Here is a 22983-nt window from a genome sequence, read left to right on the forward strand (position 1 = left end):
GCTTTTGTCGCACACTGACCCTTCCAACGTGCACAAAGTTGAGTCTATTCCACTCAAGGTGATACGGGCGAGCCCGTGGGGGGCGAAGTTCGGGTGCCCATGGGCCCGGCGTTAGATTCCGGGTCATGGCCCTCGACCCGCGCGATCCCGCTCCCGCCTATCTCAGCTTCTGGCGTGAGCGCCACCTGTGCACCTTGACGACGCTGCGCCCCGACGGCAGCCCGCATGTGGTGCCCGTCGGCGTCACCTACGACCCGGCGGCCGGGCTCGCCCGGATCATCGCGGACAAAGCCAGCACCAAGGTCGGCAACATCCTGGCGGGGGGCGCGAACGGCGCCGCGGCCGCCGTGTGCCAGGTCGACGGGCGCCGGTGGGCCACGCTTGAGGGCCGGGCCCGGGTGTGTGTGGAGGCGGAGGCCGTCGCGGAAGCGGAACGCCGCTACGCGGAACGCTACGGCCGCACCCCGTCCCCCAACCCGGACCGGGTACTGATCGAGATCACGCTCAGCCGCGCCCTGGGCAACCGCGGCCTTGCCGGGGATCCGGCCTGAAACGCACAGCGGCGCCACCGTGATTCAGGTTCACGGTGGCGCCGCTGCGGGGGGAAGCGCCTGGGCGATCTTTAACGACGGGGGAATCGCGTCAGGCACTGCGGGGGGTGGCGGGGATGGTTTCCGGTTCGACCAGCTCATGGTCACGCTGATCGAGGTTCACAAAGATCATTCCGTAACGAATGGCACATCGCACCGGCTGCGGCGCCCCACGGGGTTTACGCAGACAGCGGAAGGCCCGTACGTCGTCGTCCTCCTCATCGCGTACGACGACGATCGGCTCACCGAAGAGGGTGACCATCAACGAATCGCCGGGGCCCGGAAGAGCCGTGACGAGGTCGATGAAGTGCCACCCGGAGCGGTAGGCGGTGGCCATTTCACGGCGGAAGCGGGTGTCTTCGGGGACAGTCATTTCCTCAGCCCCAGCTCGGGTCACCAGGCAGTGACATCGACTCGGCGGCTATGTCCCAGCTTGGGTCTCCAGGTGCCGCCACCTGCACAACCTGCTCTCGCTCCGTCGGCTGGCCAGTTGCTTGACCCAGGATCCCCACCGCGGCAGCGGCGACGAACACACCGGCTACCACTGTGCGCATGAGCTTCTTGGTCATCACCGAGCAACCTCACTTGTTGGCTTCGCCTTTTGACCCCCGCAGCAAAGACGATGGCTCAGTCTTTGTGCTTGCACCACTGGCTCCATGCATCATGTTCCTGAGATGCAGGAGCCTGGGGGTGCACAGATGCAGATAAAGATGAACGAATCGGGCCACCCTCATACGCCTGCGGCACTGTGCGAGGAGGGCTCCAAGCTCTATGCGAGTGCCCTGCGCACGGGGCGAATAGCCCGGTCAGAGGTGTACGGTGCGCCCTGCCTTCTCGACTTGGCGCTGCTCCACCCGGACCCGGACGACACCGACTGGCTGCGTCCCACGCCGCCGTCCGCGGCTCTCGCGCAACTGCTCCAGCCCATCGAGAGAGAGATCCTGGAGCGTAGGCGGACCGTCGTCGAACTGTCCGACGTGTTCGAGCCATTCATGGCCATCAGCGCCCTGGATCCGCCCACCACGCACGCCATCACTGTGCTGGAAGGGCTCAGCAGAATCAACGCCTCCCTCGACCGTGTGGTGGCGGGCTGTTCGTACGAGCTGCTCACCGTCCAGCCGGGCGGCGGCCGCGACGCGGGAGCCCTCAGCAAGGGCCTCAACCGGGTGCAGCCGCTCCTGGGCCGCGGCATCCAGATGCGCACGCTGTACCAGCACACGGCACGGCACACCGAGCTCACCCTGACCTACCTCGACCAGGTGGGCCCCGAGGTGGAGGTGCGCACGCTCGAGGAGATCATCGACCGGCTCATCGTCGTCGACCGCGAAGTGGCCTTCATCCCCGCCCGCAGCGACCGCCAAGTGGCCCTGGAACTCCGCCACCCCGGCCTGGTCGCCTATCTCGTCGGCGTCTTCGACCAGTTCTGGAATCTGGCCGTGCCGATACGGGAGGAGATTCCCTACGACCTCAAGACCGAGGGCATCACGGGCGTCCAGCGCTCCATCGCCAGGCTGCTCATCGAGGGCCATGTCGACGAGGCCATCGCCCGCCGCCTCGGCATGAACGTACGCACCTGCCGCTCCCACATCGCCAAGCTCGCGGCCGCCCTCGGCAGCGGCAGCCGGGCCCAACTCGGCTATCTCATCGCCCAGTCGGGGATTCTGGAGGAGGACCAGTAGCCGTCGACGGGTCGGCACCGGCGGCCTCCGGCGGGGGCGGTCCGGCGGCCTCCGGCGGGGGCGATCCGGCGGCCTCCGGCGGGGGCGGTCCGGCGGCCTCCGGCGGGGGCGATCCGGCAGCCTCCGGCGGGGGCGATCCGGCAGCCTCCGGCGGGGGCGAACCGGCGGCCTCCGGCGGGGGCGATCCGGCAGCCTCCGGCGGGGGCGATCCGGCGGTCTCCGGCGGGAAGTGACCGGTGACCCGCGGCGGGATATGAAGCCCTGCCCGGGCGATCCGCACCCCGAGCTGGGTCCGGCCCGAACTGCCGAGCGCCTCGGCCAGTTTGCCGATGTGATGACGGCAGGTCCGCACATTGATCCCGAGCCGCTCGGCGACCTCCGTGTCGGTGTGACCGTCGGCGAGCAGCGCCGCTATGGCCCGCTCCCGGTGGGTGATCCCGGCGATGTCGCTCATCAGCGGAAGCGGCTCGCTCAAGGGCACGGCGAGCCGCCACAGACAGTCGAAAGCGGTGACGAGATACCGCACGAGCTCGGGCTGGCGCACCTCGAGGGCCACCGTGTTGTCGGCGTTGCCCGCCAGGAACGCGACCGTCCGGTCGCACAACTGCAGCCGGTCGGGCACCTCGTCGAGGGTGCGCACCTCCACCGAGCGCTCCAACTGCTCCATGTAGACGGCGAGACCGTGGCCGTGGCGGGCCGTGTGGTTGTAGAGGGTGCGCGTGCGCACCCCGCGCCGCTGCAGGTCCAGGGCCCTGGGCAGGGCGTACTCCAGCTCGCTCTCGGAGCGCACACCGCCGGCCTTGACGGAGAGGAACTCCTCCCGGCACCCGGCGATGGCCTCGTCGACGGCAGGCTGGATACGGGCCTTGCCCTCAAGGACCCGGATTCCCGCGCCGGTCCGCACCCCCTCACTGATGGAGACCGGCTCGCCCGTCACACCCATCAGCCGTGCCGCGGTGTCCGCGAGCGCGGCCGTGCGCCGCCGTGCCGCCGCGAGGTCCGCCGCCACGCCGCGCAGCATCCGCGTCAACTCCTGTGCGTACTCCCGTCCCCGCTCCGCGCTCATCGCCGGTTCACCCCCGCGGGGGCACGTCGAGCCCGGCCTGGGCGATCCGCACCCCCAGCTGTGCCCGGCTCGAACTGCCGAGTGCCTCCGCCAGTTTGCTGATGTGATGACGGCAGGTCCGCACATTGATCCCGAGCCGCTCGGCGACCTCCGTGTCGTTGTGGCCCTCCGCGAGAAGGGCCGCTATGGCGCGTTCCCTGTGGGTGAGCCCCTCGATGTCGCCCGGCGCCCCCAGCGGCTCGGACAGGGGCGTGGCAAGGCGCCACAGCCGGTCGAAGACCGTGACGAGATAGCGGATCAGCTCGGGCTGCCTGATCTCCAGGACGGTGGTGTGGTCGGGGCTGCCGGAGACGAAGGCCACCTTGCGGTCGAAGATCATCGTTCGGTCGATGACCTCGTCGAGGGTCCTGGCCTCCACCATGTCCCCGAGCCGGTCGGGGGAGCCGGACGCACCGTGGCCGTGCCGGGCCGCATGGTGGGAGATGGTCCGTGTCCGCACCCCGCGGCGCCGCAGGTCGAGGGCCCCGGGCAGGGCGAGTTCCAGGGGGTGTTCACGACGGGCCCCGCCGCCTCTGACGGACAGGAACTCCGCACCGCACTCACGGGCCGCGGCCCGCACGACGGCATCGATCCGCGCGGGCCCCTCGAGTACCCGCACGGCGTCGCTCGCCGGCACGTCCCTGGCCTCGACGGCCATGAACCGCTCCGCCGTCTCCGCCATCGCGGCGGCACGTCTGCGCACCGCGGCCAGATCCTCCTCCATGACCCGCAGGAGCTGTGCCATGACCTCGCCCGTCCCGACGGGCAGCAGCCACTCCTTGTCGCCCGGATCCGGATGCAGCAGTCCCAGTTCGATCAGGCAGCGGGCCTCCCGGGCCTCGGCGCGGGCGATCCGCCCGTCCGTCAGCGCCCGCACGTACACGCGCTCCCCGGCCTCGCACAGGCTCTCCGCCCCGTGCCGATGCGACCTCTGCTCCGCTTCGTGCCCGTCCACATCTCACCCCCAGTTCCGCCAGAACACCGTAACGACCCTGATCACGCCACGGAGAAGGGGCTGAAAAGTGTCCGGATATGCCTGTGAGGCCCCCGGCCACAGGGCCGGGGGCCTCACACGGATCACTCAGGGGCACGGAGCGGCGAAGCGTTACTCCGGGCCGGGGCGCTTGGGCTTGGGGCGCCAGACCACCAGGGCGCTCGTCTGGTGGGCGTCCTGGTACGGGACCAGGTCGCGGCGGTACGAGGCGTGCACCTGCGCCTCGCGCTGCTGCATGGCCGCCGCCGCGCCCTCGACCGCCGCCGTCAGTTCGGCGACCCGGGACTGCAGCGCGGCGACCTGGTTCTCCAGCTCGATGATGCGCTTGATCCCGGCGAGATTGATGCCCTCGTCCTGCGACAACTGCTGCACCTGGCGCAGCAGATCGATGTCACGGGCGGAGTAGCGCCGGCCGCGGCCCGCGGTGCGGTCGGGGGAGACCAGGCCGAGCCGGTCGTACTGCCGCAGGGTCTGCGGGTGGAGTCCGGAGAGCTGGGCCGCCACCGAGATGACGTACACCGGCGTCTCATCTGTGAGTTGATACGGATTACGACGACGGCCGTCCATCTCGTCAAGCTCCCTTCGCGGCCTGGAACAGTTCTGCCCGCGGATCGTCGTCCGCAGTCGCCTTGCGATAGGTCTCCAGTGCTTCACGCGCCTCGGGGGCCAGGTCCTTCGGGACCGCGACCTCCACGGTGACCAAAAGGTCGCCGCGCGTGCCGTCCTTGCGCACCGCGCCCTTCCCGCGGGCCCGCATGGTGCGGCCGTTGGGAGTGCCCGCGGGGAGCTTCAGGGTGACGGCGGGACCGCCGAGGGTCGGCACCTTCACCTCGCCGCCGAGTGCTGCCTCCGCGAAGGAGACCGGCACGGTGACGGTGAGGTTGTCGCCCTTGCGGCCGAAGACCGGGTGGGCGTCGACATGGACCACCACGTACAAGTCTCCTGCCGGGCCGCCTCGTTCACCGGGTGCGCCCTTGCCGCGAAGGCGGATGCGCTGGCCGTCGCTGACGCCCGCCGGGATACGGACCTGCATCGTCCGGGAGGACTTCGCACGGCCCGAGCCCTTGCAGACCTCACAGGCGTCCTGCGCGATGAGGCCGCGGCCCTTGCAGTCCACACAGGGGTCGGTGAGCGAGAATCCGCCACCGCCGCCCCGCGAGACCTGGCCGGTGCCGACACAGGTCGGGCACACGCGCGGTGTGCCGTTCTTGTCGCCGGTGCCCGAACAGGCCTTGCAGGGAGCCTGCGAGGACATCCGGAGCGGGACCGTGGCCCCGTCCACCGCCTCGGTGAAGCTCAGCGTGACCTCGGACTCGATGTCCTGGCCGCGCCGCGGCTGGGTCCGGGTGCCCGCGGCGCCGCCGCGGTTGAACAGACCGCCGAAGACGTCCCCGAGGCCGCCGCCGCCGAAGCCGCCGCCGGCACCGCCGCCCTGGCCCTGGGCGCCGCCTCCGAAGAGGTCGCCCAGGTCGAAGTTGAAGGTGCCGCCGCCTCCGGCGCCGGGCCCGGGACGGAACCCGCCGTTGCCGAAGAGGGTGCGGGCCTCGTCGTACTCCTTGCGCTTCTTGGGGTCGCCGAGGATGTCATTCGCCTCGGAGATCTCCTTGAACCGCTCCTCCGCCTTGGGGTTGTTCTTGTTGGCGTCGGGGTGGTTCTCCCGCGCGAGCTTGCGGTACGCCTTCTTGATCTCGGCGTCGGTGGCGTCCTTGGGGACGCCGAGGACCTTGTAGTAGTCCTTCTCGATGAAGTCCTTGGTGCTCATCCCCGGCGTCCCTCCTTCCAGTTGCCGGTAACGGCCGTGGTCGCGTCAGCCCTCGTCCGGGCCACCGCTCTCCTTGTCGTCCGTCGCCGCGGAACCCTCTTCGGACTCCTTGACGGTCTGCGCGCCGGGCTGCGGTTCGGCCACGGCCACCCGCGCGGGGCGGATGGTGCGCTCGCCGATGCGATACCCCGGCTGCAGGATCGCGACGCAGGTCGTCTCCGTGACATCCGGTGCGTAGCTGTGCATCAGGGCCTCGTGGATCGTCGGGTCGAAGGGCTCGCCCTCCTTGCCGAACTGCTGCAGGCCCATCTTCGCGGCGACCGTCTCCAGTGACTCCCCCACCGACTTGAACCCGCCGACCAGCTCCCCGTGTTCCCGGGCGCGGCCGACGTCGTCGAGGGTGGGCAGGAGCTCGGTCAGGAGGTTCGCCACGGCGATCTCCTTGACCGCGATCCGGTCACGCTCCACCCGGCGGCGGTAGTTCTGGTACTCGGCCTGCAGCCGCTGGAGGTCCGCGGTGCGCTCATTGAGCGCGGTGCGCACCTGGTCCAGCTGGGCCGTCAGACCGGCGTTCGCTGCACTTGCGTCCCCGGCCGGGGCCGCCCCCTCCCCCTCTTCGGAGGGGGAGGCGGCCTTCGACTCGGCGCCATCGGGGGTGTCGCCGGAGGGGACGTCGGGCTGCTGCGACTGCTCGTCGAAGCCCGGGGTCTCCTCCGTCATGCGGCGCCGCCCTTCGCGTCCTTCGGCTTCTCGTCGTCGACGATCTCGGCGTCCACGACGTCGTCAGCGTTGTCCGCGGACTGGGCCTGCTCGGCGCCCGGGGCGTCCGCGCCCGGGGCCTCGCCGCCCGCGGCCTGCGCGGCCTGGGCGTCGGCGTACATCGCCTGGCCCAGCTTCTGCGCGACGGCCTGGACCTTCTCGGTGGCGGTGCGGATCTCGGCCGTGTCGTCGCCCTTGAGCTTTTCCTTCAGCTCGGTGACGGCTTCCTCGACCTCGGTCTTGACCTCGCCCGGGACCTTCTCCTCGTTGTCCTTGAGGAACTTCTCCGTCTGGTAGACGAGCTGCTCGCCCTGGTTACGGGACTCGGCGGCCTCGCGGCGCTTGGTGTCCTCCTCGGCGTACTGCTCGGCCTCCTGGCGCATCCGGTCGACCTCGTCCTTCGGCAGCGAGGAGCCGCCGGTGACGGTCATCTTCTGCTCCTTGCCCGTGCCCAGGTCCTTCGCGGTCACGTGCATGATGCCGTTGGCGTCGATGTCGAAGGAGACCTCGATCTGCGGGACACCGCGCGGGGCCGGCGGCAGACCGGTCAGCTCGAACATCCCGAGCTTCTTGTTGTACGCCGCGATCTCGCGCTCGCCCTGGTAGACCTGGATCTGCACGGACGGCTGGTTGTCCTCGGCGGTGGTGAAGATCTCGGACCGCTTGGTCGGGATCGTCGTGTTCCGCTCGATCAGCTTGGTCATGATGCCGCCCTTGGTCTCGATACCGAGGGACAGCGGGGTGACGTCGAGGAGCAGGACGTCCTTGACCTCGCCCTTGAGGACACCGGCCTGCAGGGCGGCGCCGATGGCGACGACCTCGTCCGGGTTGACGCCCTTGTTGGCCTCCTTGCCGCCGGTCAGCTCCTTGACGAGCTCGGCGACGGCGGGCATACGGGTCGAGCCACCGACGAGAACGACGTGGTCGATCTCGGAGAGCTGGATGCCCGCGTCCTTGATGACGTTGTGGAACGGGGTCTTGCAGCGCTCGATCAGGTCGCTGGTGAGCTGCTGGAACTGAGCGCGCGTGAGCTTCTCGTCCAGGTGCAGCGGGCCCTCGGCGGACGCCGTGATGTACGGCAGGTTGATCGTGGTCTCCGTGGAGGAGGACAGCTCGATCTTCGCCTTCTCGGCGGCCTCGCGCAGGCGCTGGAGCGCCATCTTGTCCTTGGAGAGGTCCACGCCGTGGCCGTTGTTGAACTGCTTGACCAGGTAGTCGACGACGCGCTGGTCCCAGTCGTCACCACCGAGGTGGTTGTCGCCGTTGGTGGCCTTCACCTCGACGACGCCGTCGCCGATCTCCAGGAGCGAGACGTCGAAGGTGCCGCCACCGAGGTCGAAGACGAGGATCGTCTGGTCGTCCTTCTCCAGGCCGTAGGCCAGGGCGGCGGACGTGGGCTCGTTGACGATGCGCAGGACGTTCAGACCCGCGATCTCACCGGCCTCCTTGGTGGCCTGGCGCTCGGAGTCGTTGAAGTACGCGGGCACCGTGATGACCGCGTCGACGACCTTCTCGCCGAGGTAGGACTCCGCGTCGCGCTTCAGCTTCTGCAGGATGAAGGCGCTCATCTGCTGCGGGTTGAAGGTCTTGTCGTCGATGTCCACCGACCAGTCGGTGCCCATGTGACGCTTGACGGACCGGATGGTCCTGTCGACGTTGGTGACCGCCTGACGCTTCGCGACCTCGCCGACGAGCACCTCACCGTTCTTGGCGAAGGCGACGACGGACGGCGTGGTCCTGGCGCCCTCGGCGTTGGTGATCACGGTGGGCTCGCCGCCCTCCAGAACGCTGACGACGGAGTTAGTCGTGCCCAGGTCGATGCCGACCGCACGTGCCATTTCAATTCCTCCATGACTTGAGTGGAACAGGCTCAAGGATGCATGACGGATCTTCCGGAGTCAACAGACCTGAGTGGCCTCGACTCAACTTTTATCCCGCCTTTAGCGGCAACCATGGGGCCCCTGAGCCTGCAGTGACCGTCCCACGGGGTGGCGACACGGAGCCGCCCACCCTCCCCATGTGTCCGATTTGTCCAAATGTCCTCCTAGCCTGAGGCCCGTGCAACCCACCCCCTTCTCCCGCCGTATCGCCGCCGGCCCCCTCGCCCCCGCCGCCGCCTTCCCGATCCGTCTCGCCACCGTCGCCCGCTACAACGCCGATGTCCTCAAGCGCTCCGGCAGCTGGCTGCTGCGCTCCCGCGAGAACGCCTGCTTCACCTACGACCTCAAGCCGGTCAACCGCGAGCACCTGGCCTGGTTCACCGCGACCGTCACCGGCCGGCCGGTCGGCGAGGTCCGCGCCCATCTCGACGAGGCCGAGGCCGACCGTGCCCTGCGCGAGCATCTGCGCTCCACGCTCGCCGCGAGCCCCCGCCGCCGCACCTGCGACCACCTGGTCCGCTACGCCCGCAGAGCCGCCGCCTACGCCGTCGTACGGTCCCTGCGCCCCGCCCATGTCGTCGAGGCCGGAGTGCACCGCGGCATCACCAGCTGCCTGATCGCCGCGGCCCTGCTGCGCAACGGCTGCGGCCGCCTCACCACCGTCGACATCGACCCGCAGTCGGGGGAGCTGACCCGCGAGGGCCGCTACGCCGCGGTGACCGACCGCGTCATCGGCGACTCGGTCGCCGCGCTCGCCGCACAGCCCGCGGGCAGCGTCGATCTGCTGCTCCTGGACACCTACGTCGGCGACGCCCACGAAAGCGCCGAACTGGCCGCCGCAGAGCGGGCGTTGAGCCCCCGCGGCATCATCCTGTCCACCACCAGCCACTGGCTGACCTCGCTCGCCGACTTCTCCGAGCGCACCGGCCGGACGTTTCTGCACTTCCGCGAGGACCCGGCGGGCCACTGGCACCCCGGTGAGGGGTACGGGGCCTCGTTCCCCGCGCCCACCGGGACGGTGCGATGAACCTCACCGCCTGGTACCAGCGTTACGAGCGCTGGCACGGCCTCGACCGCGCGCTGCGACGCTCCCCCGCGCAGGCCTGGTTCCGCTCCCGGGCCGCCACCCGGCTCGCCGTGCTCTGCTACCACTCCATCGAGGACCCGGCCGCGTTCGCCGCCCAGCTCGACCGGCTCGCCCGGTGCGCGACGCCCGTGTCCCTGCGGCAGGTCGAGGCGGCGGTGTACGAGGGTGCGCCGCTGCCTCCGCGCAGCGTGCTGCTCACCTTCGACGACGGCGACCGGTCCCTCTACACCCACGGCCTTCCCCTGCTCGCGGCCCGCCGGATCCCCGCCGTCGCCTATGTCGTCGCCGCCCTCATCGGCACCGACGAGCCCTTCTGGTGGGACGGGCTCGACGCGGAGCAGGCGTACGCGGTCAAGCAGCTGCCCGACGCCGAGCGCCGCCGGGTGCTCGCGGCCCGACCGCCGCGCCCGCGCCATCCGCAGCTGACGGCCGCGGAGCTGCGGGCCCTTCGGGACGGCGGCGTGGAGATCGGCAGCCATACGCTGACGCATCCCTGCCTCAACCGGTGCGAGGAGGCGGTCGTACGTTCCGAAGTCCTCGACGCGCACACCCTGTTGGCCGGACACCTCGGGCAGGCGCCCACGTCCTTCGCGTATCCGAACGGGGACTTCGACGCGCGCGCGGAGCGGCTGCTCGCGCAGGCGGGGTACCGGACGGGGCTCCTGTGCGACCACCGGCTCGCGGCGCCCGGCCTGCAGCATCCGCTGCGCCTGAGCCGGCTGCGGGTGTCGACGCTGACGACACCCGCCCGCTTCGAGACGGTCCTTTCGGGCCTGCAGCCGGCGGTGTACCGGACGGGGCGCGGAGCGGTGAGCGGGCTTCGGCGGGTCGGCGCTCTTCCCCGGACCCGCCCTTTCCCGTAACCGGGAACCCCGCCCCGGACTCCGCTCCGGGCCCCGCGCCCAAGCCCTCCCCGCCCCCGCCCCGCGCGACTACCGGGCCGGGGCGTGGAGGGGGAGGAGGATCCGTGCCAGGTCCCGCACCAGCCCGTCGATCTCCGCGCCGCACGCCCGCAGGGCGTCGTACCCCGCGCCCCACGGATCCGCGATGTCGTCCGCCCCGGGGGGCACCGTCCCCCGGGCCGCCGCCGCACGCGCCACGACCTCCGCCGGGGTGCCGCCGGGGGACGCGAGCCGGACGAACTCGCGGAGCGTGAAGGTGCGGCGCAACGCCGCGGGGCAGAGGCGGACCGCCGCCTCGCGGTGCTCGCGCGCCAGGCCGAGGACCAGGCCCGCGTCCTCGACAAGGTCGGGGGTCAGCCGCCGTGAGGTGAAATCACGGCCGTTGCCGCCCAGTTCGGCCAGGACGGAGCGGGTCGCGGCGTCCATGCCCGCTGTGTGCGTCGCCTCCGTACCCGCGCCGGCGGACTGCACGGAGGGGGCGTGCAGGGCCAGGAGGCGCTCGGCGAGGGCGGAGCGGTGCACATTGCCCGTGCAGACGAAGAGGACCTTCACCGCGCGGCCGCCATCAGCTGTACGGCCTGGCCGAGGCCGTCGCGGACCAGCTTGCCGGGAGTGCGCCCGGTGACGCTGAGCACACGTCCGGCCCGGGCCACGAACTCCGCACGCCGCGTGCTCCAGAACCACGAGGAGCGGTCCACGACCGCCGCATACAGCGTCTGGAATCCACGGTTCTTCTCGGCCGGCAGATGCCATAGGGGAAGGGTGTGTTCGGAGCCGTCGACGGTGCGGTAGCGGGACGCGGTCCAGACGCGGCGTACGTAGGGCGACAGGTCGACCACCGGGCGCGTGTTCAGTCCGTACCCCAGGAGATGCTCCTCCGTGGGCAGCCAGGTCTCTCCGCGTGCGTGCCGGGAGAGGGAGAGGCGCCAGGCACGGTCTGTGGCGTGGCGGAGTTCCGGGGCGCGGCCGGCCGGGATCCAGTAGCACTCGCCGCCGTAGTGCAGGGGCGGCAACGCGCCGTCGGTGCCGAGGAGTTGATGGAGCACCGCGGCGCCCGCGCGGGTCTGGCCGTAGATGTCATGCTCCGGGGCGACCTCCAGGGGATAGGCCCCGAGCTTGTCGCCGGCCCGGGCGAACAGGCCGTCGAGGGGCGCCGTGCACAGCACGTCGGGGTCGACGAGGAGGGTGTCATCGCCGGCCAGGGCGTCAAGGGCGTCGAGGGTGTAGAGGCAGCCGCGCATCGGCTCGGTGACGAATCCCTCCGGCGGCCGGTGCCGGAAGGCCGTGAACCGGACCTCGGCGAACTCCCTCACGTACGGCGGGGGTTCGGTGTCGGTGACCAGGACGGTGCGCAGACCCGGGTGCCAGCGGCGGACGGAGGCAAGGGTCACCGACAGGGCCCGGTAGTACATCTCGGCCCGGGCGCTCTGCGGGGTGAACGCGACGGCGACCGCGGTCACTTGTCGCCCGCCAGGTGGGTCAGGGCGACGCCGTCGCGTGGCCGGATCCGGCCGGGGCGCGGCGGCGGCATGGTGCGGCCACGGGTGGCGGGTACGGACTCGCCGTAACTCCCGTAAGCGCCGCCGTACTTCTTGGACTTGGCCAGCGGCGCCATGCTGAAGACCGTGCCGAGGGTGCGTACCCCCACCGTGCGCAGCGCGTCGGCGGCGGTGCGGACCTGGTCGCGGGAGGTCTTGGAGGCGCGTACGACGAGCAGCGCGCCCTGGGCGAGGGGGGCGAGGCCGACGGTGTCGGCGACGGGCAGGAGCGGGGCGGTGTCGACGATCACGGCCTCGTAGCGCCCGGCGAGTTCGCGCAGGGTCTCGCCCATGCGGTCGGAGGCGAGCAGCTCGGTCGGGTTGGGCGGTACGGCGCCGCTGGCGAGGACCGCGAGCCCGCCGGGGCCCTGCTGCATGACGTCCTCCAGGCCCGCGCGGCCGATCAGGACGGTGGTGAGCCCGGCGTCCTGGACCAGGCCGAAGGTGCGGGCCACACAGGGGCGGCGCAGGTCGGCGTCGACGAGGCAGGTGCCGACACCGGCCTCGGCGAGCGAGAGTGCCAGGTTGGCGGCGGTGTTGGTCTTGCCCTCGCCGGGCAGCGAGCTGGTCACCACGAGCACCCGTGGACGGTCGTCGACCTGGGCGAACTGCAGGTTGGTGCGCAGCCGGCGGAAGGCCTCGGCGCGTGGGGAGTGCGCGGAGTCGGCGTTGGCGAGCGGCTGGTCGGGGGCGTGGCTGTCGAAGGGGATGGTGCCGAGCACGGGCAGCTTGACGAGGTCGCCGAGTGCCTCGCTGTTCTTGAGGCTGGTGTCCAGGGTCTCCAGGAGCACGACGAGCGCGGCGCCGAGCAGGAGGCCGCCGAGCAGTCCCGCCGCGAGGTTGAGCATGCCGTTCGGCGAGACCGGGGCGGCGGGCTTCGCGGCCTGCTGGGTGATGCCGAGGGAGACCGGGGCGAGGTGGTTGCCCGGCGGGGTCTCCAGGCGTTCGACGGCGTCCGCGAAGTGCAGGGACACGGAGTTGGCGATCTTCGCGGCGCGGTCGGCCCTGGTGTCGGAGACGCTGATGTTGATCAGCACGGTGTTGAGCGGGGCCTCGGCCCTGATCTGCGAGCCGAGCTGCTCAGGGCTGCGGTCGAGCCGTAGTTCCTGCACGACGGGCGCGGTCACCTGCCGGGTGGCGACGATCGCCGCGTACGACTGGACGCGGGCCTGCGAGAAGCTCTGGCCCTGGTTGAGCTGGGTGGTGTCGGCGCCGACGCGGGCGGCGACGAAGAGCTGGGCGCGGGCCTCGTAGACGGGGGTCGACAGGGCCGTCGCGGTCCATCCGGCGGCCGTGCCGAGCAGGAGGCAGACGAGGGCGACGGGCCAGCGTCTCGCGATGACCTTCAGAAATCCGCGGAGGTCCACGGTGTGCTCCTCAAGAGTGGGGTCAAGAGTGGGTCATGGGCGCGGGGGTCCAGGTGGCGGGTCCTGAGCCAGGCGTAGGTCTGGTCGAGGCCCTCGCGCAGGGTGATCTCCGGTTTCCAGCCGAGGGCGGTGAGCCGGGTGGTGTCGAGGAGCTTGCGCGGGGTGCCGTCGGGGCGTGTGGTGTCCCAGTCGACGGAGCCGCGGTAGCCGACGGTCGTCGCGATGAGGGCGGCGAGTTCACGCAGTTCGATGTCCTCGCCGGTGCCCACGTTCACGGGGGCGTCGCCGTCGTAGTGCTCCAGGAGGAACAGACAGGCCCGGGCCAGGTCGTCGACGTGCAGGAACTCACGGCGGGGGGTGCCGCTGCCCCAGTGCGTGATGCGGGAGGCCCGCCGGGCGTGGGCCTCGTGGGTGCGCTGCAGCATCGCGGGCAGGACGTGCGAGGTGCGCGGGTCGAGGTTGTCGCCCGGGCCGTAGAGGTTGGTGGGCATCGCGGAGATGTACGGCAGTCCGTACTGCCGGCGCAGCGCCTGGACATGAAGGAGGCCCGCGATCTTGGCGATGGCGTAGGCGTCGTTGGTGGCTTCGAGCGCGCCGGTGAGCAGGGCCGACTCGGGGATGGGCTGCGGGGCGTGCTTGGGGTAGATGCAGCTGGAGCCGAGGAAGAGCAGCCGCTCGACGCCGAATTCGCGGGCCGCGTCCAGGACGTTGAGCTGGATGCGCAGGTTGTCGGAGAGGAAGTCCACGGGCTTCGCGGCGTTGGCGGCGATCCCGCCGACACGGGCCGCGGCCAGGATCACGGCCCGCGGGCGCTCGGCGGCGTAGAGGCGGCGGACGGCGTCACGGTCACGCAGATCGGTGACGGCCGATGAGCGCAGCAGCAGATCGCCGAAGCCCTCCTTGGTGAGGTGCCGCACGAGGGCCGAGCCGACCAGTCCGCGGTGGCCGGCGATATGCACCCGGGCGGTGCGGTCGAGTGCACGGCGTTGCGCGGCGCCGACCGGCTCCTCGGTGCCGACGCGTGCGGGATCCCGGAGTTCCAAACTGACGCCCCATCCGATTCGTACCGGTATGTCCAAACCATGAGATTAGCCAGACATGCGGCACTCTTCCGGTAGCACCCGACGCAAGGAGTCCATGTGGTGCCGCCGCAGCTAGCTGTTCTGATGACCAGTCACAATCGCCGTACGACCACCCTTTCCGCCCTCGACGCCCTCGCGCGCCAGCGCGGTCTGCCCGAAGGCGGTGCGATCCGCGTCTATCTGGTCGACGCCGGCAGCACCGACGGCACCCCCGAGGCCGTACGCCGCCACCACCCCGGCGTCCACCTGATGAGCGTGGGCACCGAGGTGTTCTGGGGCCACGGCATGCGTATCGCCAGCCGCAACAGCCGTGGTGCCGACAGCGCGCCCTGGACCCACCAGCTCTGGCTCAACGACGACGTCACCCTCCACGACGACGCCGTGGCCCACCTCCTGACGGCCTCTCAGGACCATCCGGACGCCGTGATCGTCGGCGCCGTCCGCGCCCACGACGCCGCCCGCACCACCTACTCCGGCCGCCGCGGCCGCCGGCTCGCCCTGGTCGAGCCCAGCGGACGGGCCGAGCCCTGCGACACGTACAACGGAAACGTCGTACTCCTGCCGCGCGCGGTGCGCGAGCGCGTCGGCGACATCGACCGTCGCTTCCCGCACGGCATGGGCGACTACGACCACGGCCTGCGCGCCCGCAAGCTCGGCGTGCCCGCCTATGTGGCGCCCCGGCACGTCGGCGCCTGCGACAGCAACCCGCCCCTGACCGGCTCCCGCGAACCCGGCCTCCCGGTGCGCGAGGCGCTGCGCCGGATGACCTCCGTGCGTGAACTGCCGCCCCGCGCCTGGTGGGTGTACTGCCTGCGGCACGGCTGGCCCTGGGCGCCGGTCCTGATGGTGTCGCCGTATGTGAAGACCGCGGCCCGGACGGCGGTGGCCCGGTGGAGCTGATCCTCGATCCCTCCGGGGTGCTGCTCGGCACGACCGGGCTGCTGGTCTGCGGGCTCCTCATGTGGAGCTGCCGGCGCTTCTACGCCTGGGGCATCGGCCTGTACGCGGCCGTACGCCTCTGGGAACTGCTGCAGCAGGGCGGCGCGGGCGGACTCGTCGGCATCGGCATCGACCTGATGGCCTCCGACCTGGTCGCCCTGTGCCTGCTGTGCGCCGGCGCCGTCCGCCTCGCGGGCACCGCACGCGGCGCCCACCCCGCGCTCGGCGCCCTGTTCGCCTTCGCGGCGATGTGGGCCTGGTCCGCGCTGCGCGGCATCCCGGACTTCGGGCTCGGCCCCGCCGGTGTCGAGGCACGCGGCCTGTTCCAGCTGGGCGCGGTGACGCTGTACGCGGCGACGCTGCCCCCGACCCGCGCGGCCCTCGTCACCGTCACCCGGATCTGGCTCGGCTGCGCGGCCGTGCTGTGTGCCGCGGCCACCCTGTGGTGGGTCTCGATCGGGATCGGCGGGGCCGGCCAGGGCGTCCTCATCGGAGGTGTCGTCTCCGAGTCCCGGCCGCTCGGCGCGCCCGCGGCCCTGATCATCGCGCAGGCCGCGGTGCTGCTGCTCTTCCTCAAGGGCCGGTCACCCGCGGTACGTTGCGCGGCGGCCGCCCTGGTGCTCACCGTCGTCCTGCTGCAGTTCCGCACCGCCTGGGCCGCCCTCGTCGTGATGCTCGCCGGGCTGCTGCTCACCCGCCGCGCCCACACGTCACGGCTCACCTCGTTCGCCAAGGCCGCGACGGCCGCGGCCGCGGTCCTGCTCGTCGGCCTGCTCGGCCTCGGCGGCTCCCTCGCCGACGGGCTGCTCGCCTCCAGCCAGGACGACACCACCCTCTCCTGGCGCGTGGCCGGCTGGCTCGCGCTCCTGCCCACCGTGGGCGGCCCGGTGGAGTGGCTCACCGGGCGCCCCTTCGGCTCCGGCTTCGAGCGCCTCATGGACGGCGTGGTCGTCAATCTGTCCTCGCACAACGCCTACCTCGACGTCCTGCTCCACCTCGGCCTGCTCGGCGTCGGCGCCCTGCTGCTGCTGTTCCTGCGGATGTGGAAGGACGCCGCCCGCATCCCCGAAGGGCCCCTGCTCCGGCTGCTCGTCGCCGGTCAGCTCGCCTTCGGCATGACCTGCCCCCTCTACCCCGAGCAGGCCATCCTCATCGGCCTCACGCTCGCCCTCACCCGCGCCCCGCTGCCCACCGCCGCCTCCCCCGTGGCCTTCCCCGCACCCCAGACACAGGAGCCGCCATGTCCCGTCGCACCGCGCTGATCACCGGCATCACCGGACAGGACGGCTCCTATCTGGCCGAACTGCTGCTCTCCAAGGGCTACCTGGTGCACGGCCTGATCCGCCGCTCATCGACCTTCTCCACGGCCCGGATCGAGCATCTCTACCAGGACCCGCACGAACCCGGAGCGCGCCTGAGACTCCACTACGGCGACCTCGCCGACGGCTCCCGCATCGTGACCCTGCTCGAACACATCCGGCCCGACGAGGTCTACCACCTGGCAGCCCAGTCCCATGTCCGGGTCTCCTTCGACGAGCCCGAGTTCACCGGCGCCACCACCGGCCTCGGCACCACGCGCCTGCTCGAAGCCATCCGCATGACCGGCCTGCCGTGCCGCTTCTACCAGGCGTCCAGCTCCGAGATGTACGGCATCACACCGCCCCCGCAGTCGGAGTCCACGGCCTTCCACCCGCGCTCGCCGTACGCCGCCGCCAAGGTGTACGCGTACTGGATCACCCGCAACTACCGGGAGGCGTACGGCATCCACGCCGTCAACGGCATCCTCTTCAACCACGAGTCACCGCGCCGCGGCGAGACCTTCGTGACCCGCAAGATCGCCCGGGCGGCGGCCCGGATCGCCCGCGGCGAGCAGGACCTCCTTCACCTGGGCAATCTGGAGGCCCGCCGCGACTGGGGCTACGCACCCGAATACGTCGACGCGATGTGGCGGATGCTGCAGCGCGACACCCCCGACGACTATGTGGTCGCCACCGGCACCAGCCACAGCGTCCGCGACTTCCTCGGCTACTGCTTCGCGCACGCCGGGCTCGACTGGGAGCGCCATGTCCGCTTCGACGAACGGTATTTGAGACCCGCCGAGGTACCCGACCTGGTCGGCGACGCCGGCAAGGCCGCCCGCGAGCTCGGCTGGACGCCGACCGTGCTCGCGCCCGAGCTGGCCCGGATCATGACGGACGCCGAACTGGGCGCCCGCGCCCCGCAGCTCACGGAGGACACACCGGGCGCCCGCGCCCCGCAGCTCACGGAGGACACACCGGGCGCCCGCGCCCCGCAGCTCACGGAGGACACACCGGGCGCCCGCGCCCCGCAGCTCACGGAGGACACACCGGGCGCCCGCGCCCCGAAGATCGAGGAACCGGCCCTGTGACCCCGCCCGTCGTCGTCCAGATCAGCAACGACACCTGCTACGGGCCGCGCCTCAACTTCGGCCGCGCCTTCGCCGAGCTGGCCGCCACGGACGCCCTGCGCCATCTGCCCGTCGTCCCCCTCGCCCACCTCGCGAACGGCCGTACCCGGGCCCTGGCCACGATCCGCCAGATCATCCAGGAGATGCGTCCCGACGTGCTGTTCGTGCTGTCCCCCAGCGCCTTCCCCTGGACCGACGAGAACGTGGCCCAGCTCCTGCGGGCGGCCGGCGGCCCCACCGTGATCATGTGGGAGGGCGATGCCTGGGGCGGACGCAAACCGTTGGCGCCCGCGCTCAAGGCCTGGCTGCGGCGCGCGGACGACGTGTTCACCGTCGGTATGGGCGAACAGGCCCGGCTGCTCGGCCGGTTCACCCGGCAGCCGGTGCGCTATATCGCCCAGACCGTGCCGCAGCGCCTGTGGGACACCGGCGCCGACCCGGTGCCGCCGCCCGCCGAAGCCGCCCATGACGTCATGCACATCGGCAGCTGCTTCGTGCGCCTCGGCGTTCTGGAGCGGCTCGACGGGGCGCGGGAGCGGCAGCGGCTCGTCCGCGCCCTGCAGCAGCTGCCCGACTGCCGGTTCGCGGTGCACGGGCCCGGCTGGCGGGGCCCCGGCGCGCTCGGTCCCGTCCCCTTCGACGACCAGCTCGGCGCCCTGCGCACCGCCCGGATCACCGCCAACTGGGACCACTTCCAGGGCCGCCCCGGCTATGTCTCCAACCGGCTGCCCATCAGCCTGTACGCGGGCCGCCCGCATGTCACCACCCGCCCCCCGGAGACCGACTGGCTGCCCGGCACCGAGCACGGACTGCATCTGGTCGACTCCGTGGACGAGGCCGTCGACCGGGTACGGACGCTCCTTCGCGGCGACCCGGACGAACTGCACACGGCGGGCCTCGCCGGACACGAGTGGGTCCGCGGCCGCCTCACCGAACTCAACGCCCTGCGCTACATGCTCAGTTCACACGTGAACGTGGCCCCACCGCCCGCGGACCCATGGGCGGCCATCGGGGCCATGGACGCACTGGTACCGGCGTGAGCGGGGGTCCGGGCTTGAGCGGGGGTCCGGGCGTAAGCGGGGGTCCGGGCGTAAGCGGGCGACCGGACGTGAACGGGGTCCGGGGCTTCAACGCGGTTCCGGGCTTGAGCGGGCGACCGGACGTGAATGGGGTCCGGGGCTTCAACGCGGTTCCGGGCTTGAGCGGGGTTCCGGCGTGAGCGGGGGTCGCGTCGTGTTGCGCGGGCTCGGCTGGAGTTACGCGGGGTCCGTCGCCGCCGTCCTCGTGCTGCTCGGCTACACCGCCTGCACGGCCCGCCTGGTCAGCCCCGCGACCTTCGGGCAGTACGCCCTCGCCGCCACCGTCATCACCGTCTTCGGCCACTTCTCCAACGCCGGGCTCGCCACCTGCCTGCTGCGCGCCGATGTCCTCACCCGGCAACTGCTGCGCGGCGCCTGGCTCGTGGCCGCCCAGACCGGTCTGGTCTGCTGCGCCGCCGTCCAGGGTGTGGCCCTGCTCGCCGCCGCCCGGTGGCACGGCAGCGAAGCCGTGGGACTGCTCCGCCTGCTCGCCCTGCAGCTCCTTCTCGGGCCCGCCGCGTCCGTGGCCCTGGCCGCCCTGCGCCGTATCGGCCGGGCCAGGGCCGCCGCGCTCCTGGAGACCTGCGGGCAGATCACGGGCTGCGCCGCGGGGCTCACCCTCCTCGGTGCGGGCTGGTCCCCGTGGGGTCTGGCCGCCACCGGGCCCGTGAGCTGCCTGGTGCTGCTCACCGGTGCGCTGCTCGCGCGGCCACGGGCCCTCCCGGACGGGGAGCGCGTGCCACCCCGTGAACTCCTCGGCCAGTCCGGGTTCTTCGCCGGTCTGAACCTCGCGCAGTCCCTCACCAACAACGCCCCCCTGTGGTGCTCGGGGGCGCTCTTCGGGCCCACCGCCACCGGCCATCTCTCCCGTGCCTCCCTGTGCACCGGCATCCCCCTCACCGCCCTGGCCACCGGGCTGCAGCGGGCCACGGCACCCGTGCTCGCCGAGGCGCGGGCCGCGCACTCCGGGCGGGTGCCACGGCAGACGGTGCACGACCTGATGTGCGCCGCGTCGGCCGCCGCGTTCCTCGGCTTCGGCGCCGTCGCGGGCGCCGGGCCCGGCGGCCTCGGCCTGCTGCTCGGGCCCGGCTGGGACACCGCCGCCGCCCTGCTGCCCGCCCTCGCCGTAGGAGCGGCCTGCGCCCTGCTGTACTCGGCCGGTATCTCCCTGGACGAGGTGCGGCGCGACCCCAGGGCCTGCGTCACCGCGCAGAGCGCCGTCGTCGCGGCCACGCTCGCCCTTCTGGCCCTGGCCGCGCTCACCCGCAGCGTGACCGTCCTCGCCCTGGCCACGGCCGCGCCCGCGCTCGGCCACGCGGTCCAGCTCAAGCGCTGGCTGTCCCAACAGGTCGTCGCCGTCCGCCCGTTGCTGCGCGCCCACACCGCGCACGCCACGGCCGGAACCGCCCTGTGCGCCGCGGGCCACCTGGCCGCCCCGGCCGGCGCCCTCGGCTCCACGGCCGCGGTCCTCGCCGTGGCCGCCGCCTGCTGGCCGCTGCGCTCCCGCCTGCCCGTCGTCGAGGTCGTCGTACGCCGCGGCCTGATCCCCCGGCGGCACACCCGAACCCTGACACCCGCCACCTGAGACGCCCGCCACCTGAACGGAGCCCGCTCATGCACATCGGCCTGACCGGACCGGTGGACCTGGATCTGCTGCGGCCGCTGTTCGCCCGGCCGCTGCCCGCCGTCTCCGGCGGCCCCGTGACCGGGGGCCTGGTCCATGCGTGGTGGCGGCGCGGCCACCGTGTCACCGTGTTCGCCCTCGGGCACGGGGCGCGGGAGCGGCAGGTGTACGACAGCCACGGCGACGGGCGGCTGCGGCTCGTCGTCGTACCGCGCCGCACCGCCGGAGAGGCGCGCGATCTGTTCCGCGCCGAACGGCTCGGCCTGACGGCCGCGTTCCGTGACCACCCCACGGATCTGATCAGCGCCCACTGGACGTACGAGTACGCCCACGCCGCCGTCACCTGCGGCCGCCCCGCGTTCGTCACGGCGCACGACGCGCCTTTGCGCTGCGCCTGGGAGATGCGCAGCGCCTACCGCTGGCTGCGGCACTCCCTGGCGGCCCCGGTCGTGCACCGCGCCCACGCGCTCAGTGCCGTCAGCCCCTACACCGCCCGCCACTTGAGGCGCTGCCTCGGCGTGCGGCGCCCGGTCCTGACGATCCCCAACGGCCACGACCTCGCCGCCCTGCCCGCCCCGTCGGCGCCGCCGCCCGGCGACCGGCCGGTGTTCGCGATGGCCCTGCAGGGCTGGGGCCGCCTGAAGAACGCAGCCGCGGGACTGCGTGCGTTCGCCCTCGTACGCGCCGAACTCCCGGACGCACGACTGCTGTTGCTGGGCGCGGGCCACGAGGACGGAGGCCCCGCGCACACCTGGGCGCGACCCCGGGGCCTCGCCCAGGGAGTGGAGTTCGCCGGCTACGTGCCGCACGCCACCGCCCTCGGCCGGCTCGCCGCCGAGGCCCATGTGCTGCTGCACCCCTCGCGCGTGGAGGCCTGCCCGATGGTGTGCGCGGAGGCCATGGGCCTGGGTATCCCGGTGATCGGGGGGCGGCGCAGTGGCGGCGTGCCGTGGCTCGTCGGCGACACGGGAGTCCTCACGGACATCGACCGCCCCGGTCTGATCGCCGCCGCGATGCTCTCCCTGGCCCGCGACGAGGAGCGCCGCACGGCACTCGGCGCCCGCGCCCGCGCCCGGATCGAGCGTCACTTCCGCCTGGAGGACACCGCCCGCGCCTACCTGGACTGGTTCACCGAGGAGCTCCCCGTATGACCGCGCCCCTCGTCCTGCACATCAGCAACGAAGACCGCTGCTACGGCACCGACAACAGCTTCGTGCGCGGCTTCACCGAGCTGGCCCGCGAAGGCGTCCTGCGGCACCGCTGCGTCATCCCCGCCGCCGAACGCGACCCGGCCGCCGCACTCACCGACGGCGAACGCCCCGCCCTCGTCCTCCTGCAGTCCCCGCAGCCCACGCCCTGGACCGACCGTGAGGTCACCGGACTGCTGCACCGCCTCGGCTCGCCGCCCCTCGTGGTGTGGGAGGGCGACGCCTGGGGCGGACGCGGCAAGCCGTTGCGGGCCCGCAACGTGGCGTGGATGCGGCGCGCGGAGACGGTGTTCAGCGTCGCGCACGGCCCGCAGGCCGAGCTGCTGCACCGCGCCTGCGGGCGCCCCGTGCGCTACGTGCCCAACACCGTGCCGCTCGCCTTCGCCGCCGACGAAACGGCCACGGCCCGGCCCACGGGGGTCGCGCTGCTCGGCACCCGTATGACGTACTGCGGCCTTGAGCTGGTCCGCGACGACCGCCAACGCGCCGCACTCGTACGCCAGTTGAGTCGCCTGCCGCACTCGGGCCTGCACGTGTACGGCAAGGGCTGGCGCGGCCCGCACGCCCACGGCCCCGTCCCCTACTTCCAGCAGCAGGCCGCGATGCGCCGCGCCCTGATCACCGCCGGCTGGAACCGCTATCGCGCCTACCCCGGGTTCTACTCCGACCGCCTGCCCATCGCCATGGCGTCGGGCCGCGTCCACGTCTCGTCCCGCCACCCGGACCTGGAGTGGCTCCCGGGCCCCGATGACGGCCTGCACCTCCTGGACACCCCGGCCGAAGCGGCCTCCGTGGTACGCGAGTTGCTGGCCCAGGACCCCGGGGCACTGCTCCGCCGGGCGGCCCGCATGCGCCGCTGGGCCCTCGGCCACCTCACCGAGACCCACGCCCTGCGGCACATGCTGGCCCCGTATCTGCCGCTCACGCCGCCCCGCGGGGCTCCCTGGGACCGCTGACCCA

At 72.3% G+C, this 22983-nt stretch carries 21 protein-coding genes and 1 pseudogene; 11 read left to right on the top strand and 11 right to left on the bottom strand.

The window, feature by feature from the left end; genetic code table 11:
* Positions 1-125 precede the first annotated feature (125 nt).
* A complete protein-coding gene (locus ACFQVC_RS16230) occupies positions 126-551 on the top strand; it encodes a pyridoxamine 5'-phosphate oxidase family protein (protein WP_381831133.1) in 426 nt (141 codons plus the stop codon).
* A gap of 91 nt (positions 552-642) precedes the next feature.
* Here the strand turns inward: ACFQVC_RS16230 and ACFQVC_RS16235 are convergent, their stop codons facing one another.
* A complete protein-coding gene (locus tag ACFQVC_RS16235; protein ID WP_381831134.1) occupies positions 643-963 on the bottom strand; it encodes a (2Fe-2S)-binding protein in 321 nt (106 codons plus the stop codon).
* A gap of 325 nt (positions 964-1288) precedes the next feature.
* Between ACFQVC_RS16235 and ACFQVC_RS16240 the strand changes: the two genes are divergently transcribed.
* On the top strand, positions 1289-2269 hold the full coding sequence (locus ACFQVC_RS16240; RefSeq protein ID WP_381831135.1) for a helix-turn-helix transcriptional regulator: 981 nt from the start codon (positions 1289-1291) through the stop codon (positions 2267-2269).
* On the opposite strand, the gene ACFQVC_RS16245 is transcribed toward ACFQVC_RS16240, so the two are convergent.
* From ACFQVC_RS16245 to dnaK, 6 genes are all read right to left on the bottom strand, one after another.
* The gene (locus tag ACFQVC_RS16245) at positions 2232-3335 is read right to left on the bottom strand and encodes a LuxR C-terminal-related transcriptional regulator (RefSeq protein WP_381831136.1); all 1104 of its coding nucleotides are present in this window, start codon (positions 3333-3335) and stop codon (positions 2232-2234) included. The genes ACFQVC_RS16240 and ACFQVC_RS16245 overlap by 38 nt on opposite strands.
* A 7-nt stretch (positions 3336-3342) precedes the next feature.
* Positions 3343-4251, bottom strand: coding sequence for a helix-turn-helix transcriptional regulator (locus ACFQVC_RS16250; RefSeq protein ID WP_381831137.1), 909 nt, complete (start codon positions 4249-4251; stop codon positions 3343-3345).
* Between the two features lie 228 nt (positions 4252-4479).
* Entirely contained in the window at positions 4480-4935 is a 456-nt protein-coding gene (locus ACFQVC_RS16255; protein ID WP_381831138.1) for a heat shock protein transcriptional repressor HspR, read from the bottom strand.
* 4 nt (positions 4936-4939) lie between these two features.
* Complete coding sequence (gene dnaJ / locus ACFQVC_RS16260; RefSeq protein ID WP_381831139.1) at positions 4940-6130, bottom strand: molecular chaperone DnaJ; 1191 nt, start codon at positions 6128-6130, stop codon at positions 4940-4942.
* A 45-nt stretch (positions 6131-6175) separates the two neighbouring features.
* The gene (gene grpE / locus ACFQVC_RS16265; protein ID WP_381831140.1) at positions 6176-6850 is read right to left on the bottom strand and encodes a nucleotide exchange factor GrpE; all 675 of its coding nucleotides are present in this window, start codon (positions 6848-6850) and stop codon (positions 6176-6178) included.
* Positions 6847-8727 carry a molecular chaperone DnaK gene (gene dnaK / locus ACFQVC_RS16270; RefSeq protein ID WP_381831141.1) on the bottom strand — a complete coding sequence of 627 codons (1881 nt, stop codon included), beginning with the start codon at positions 8725-8727 and terminating at the stop codon, positions 6847-6849. Before dnaK ends, grpE begins: the two co-directional genes overlap by 4 nt.
* Before the next feature lie 220 nt (positions 8728-8947).
* Here dnaK and ACFQVC_RS16275 point away from each other — a divergent pair, with 220 nt between their 5' ends.
* Positions 8948-9796 (top strand): class I SAM-dependent methyltransferase, encoded by an 849-nt coding sequence (locus tag ACFQVC_RS16275; RefSeq protein WP_381831142.1) that lies wholly within the window; start codon positions 8948-8950, stop codon positions 9794-9796.
* Positions 9793-10719, top strand: a complete 927-nt coding sequence (locus ACFQVC_RS16280) for a polysaccharide deacetylase family protein (RefSeq protein ID WP_381831143.1) — start codon at positions 9793-9795, stop codon at positions 10717-10719. Before ACFQVC_RS16275 ends, ACFQVC_RS16280 begins: the two co-directional genes overlap by 4 nt.
* Before the next feature lie 69 nt (positions 10720-10788).
* On the opposite strand, the gene ACFQVC_RS16285 is transcribed toward ACFQVC_RS16280, so the two are convergent.
* From ACFQVC_RS16285 to ACFQVC_RS16300, 4 genes are read right to left on the bottom strand one after another with little or no spacing between them, the layout of a single operon-like run.
* Positions 10789-11310, bottom strand: a complete 522-nt coding sequence (locus ACFQVC_RS16285; protein ID WP_381831144.1) for an arsenate reductase/protein-tyrosine-phosphatase family protein — start codon at positions 11308-11310, stop codon at positions 10789-10791.
* Positions 11307-12218 (bottom strand): hypothetical protein, encoded by a 912-nt coding sequence (locus ACFQVC_RS16290; protein ID WP_381831145.1) that lies wholly within the window; start codon positions 12216-12218, stop codon positions 11307-11309. Before ACFQVC_RS16290 ends, ACFQVC_RS16285 begins: the two co-directional genes overlap by 4 nt.
* Positions 12215-13663 carry a tyrosine-protein kinase domain-containing protein gene (locus ACFQVC_RS16295; protein WP_381831146.1) on the bottom strand — a complete coding sequence of 483 codons (1449 nt, stop codon included), beginning with the start codon at positions 13661-13663 and terminating at the stop codon, positions 12215-12217. The genes ACFQVC_RS16290 and ACFQVC_RS16295 overlap by 4 nt, the downstream gene beginning before the upstream one ends.
* Positions 13642-14706 carry a GDP-L-fucose synthase family protein gene (locus ACFQVC_RS16300; RefSeq protein ID WP_381831147.1) on the bottom strand — a complete coding sequence of 355 codons (1065 nt, stop codon included), beginning with the start codon at positions 14704-14706 and terminating at the stop codon, positions 13642-13644. The genes ACFQVC_RS16295 and ACFQVC_RS16300 overlap by 22 nt, the downstream gene beginning before the upstream one ends.
* A gap of 96 nt (positions 14707-14802) precedes the next feature.
* Here ACFQVC_RS16300 and ACFQVC_RS16305 point away from each other — a divergent pair, with 96 nt between their 5' ends.
* From ACFQVC_RS16305 to ACFQVC_RS16335, 7 genes and pseudogenes are all read left to right on the top strand, one after another.
* Entirely contained in the window at positions 14803-15645 is an 843-nt protein-coding gene (locus ACFQVC_RS16305) for a glycosyltransferase family 2 protein (RefSeq protein ID WP_381831148.1), read from the top strand.
* Positions 15636-16946, top strand: coding sequence for a hypothetical protein (locus ACFQVC_RS16310; RefSeq protein WP_381831149.1), 1311 nt, complete (start codon positions 15636-15638; stop codon positions 16944-16946). Before ACFQVC_RS16305 ends, ACFQVC_RS16310 begins: the two co-directional genes overlap by 10 nt.
* Positions 16925-17911, top strand: a pseudogene (gmd, locus tag ACFQVC_RS16315) (GDP-mannose 4,6-dehydratase); the annotation flags it as partial. The gene ACFQVC_RS16310 and the pseudogene gmd, both read left to right, overlap by 22 nt.
* A gap of 158 nt (positions 17912-18069) precedes the next feature.
* A complete protein-coding gene (locus tag ACFQVC_RS16320; RefSeq protein ID WP_381831150.1) occupies positions 18070-19152 on the top strand; it encodes a glycosyltransferase family protein in 1083 nt (360 codons plus the stop codon).
* Between the two features lie 175 nt (positions 19153-19327).
* Positions 19328-20776: an oligosaccharide flippase family protein gene (locus ACFQVC_RS16325; RefSeq protein WP_381831151.1), complete on the top strand. Its 1449-nt coding sequence runs from the start codon at positions 19328-19330 to the stop codon at positions 20774-20776.
* A gap of 29 nt (positions 20777-20805) precedes the next feature.
* Positions 20806-21966, top strand: coding sequence for a glycosyltransferase family 4 protein (locus ACFQVC_RS16330; protein ID WP_381831152.1), 1161 nt, complete (start codon positions 20806-20808; stop codon positions 21964-21966).
* Entirely contained in the window at positions 21963-22979 is a 1017-nt protein-coding gene (locus tag ACFQVC_RS16335) for a glycosyltransferase family protein (protein WP_381831153.1), read from the top strand. Before ACFQVC_RS16330 ends, ACFQVC_RS16335 begins: the two co-directional genes overlap by 4 nt.
* Positions 22980-22983: the final 4 nt, after the last annotated feature.

Source organism: Streptomyces monticola (assembly GCF_042665355.1).
Lineage (GTDB): Bacteria > Actinomycetota > Actinomycetes > Streptomycetales > Streptomycetaceae > Streptomyces > Streptomyces monticola.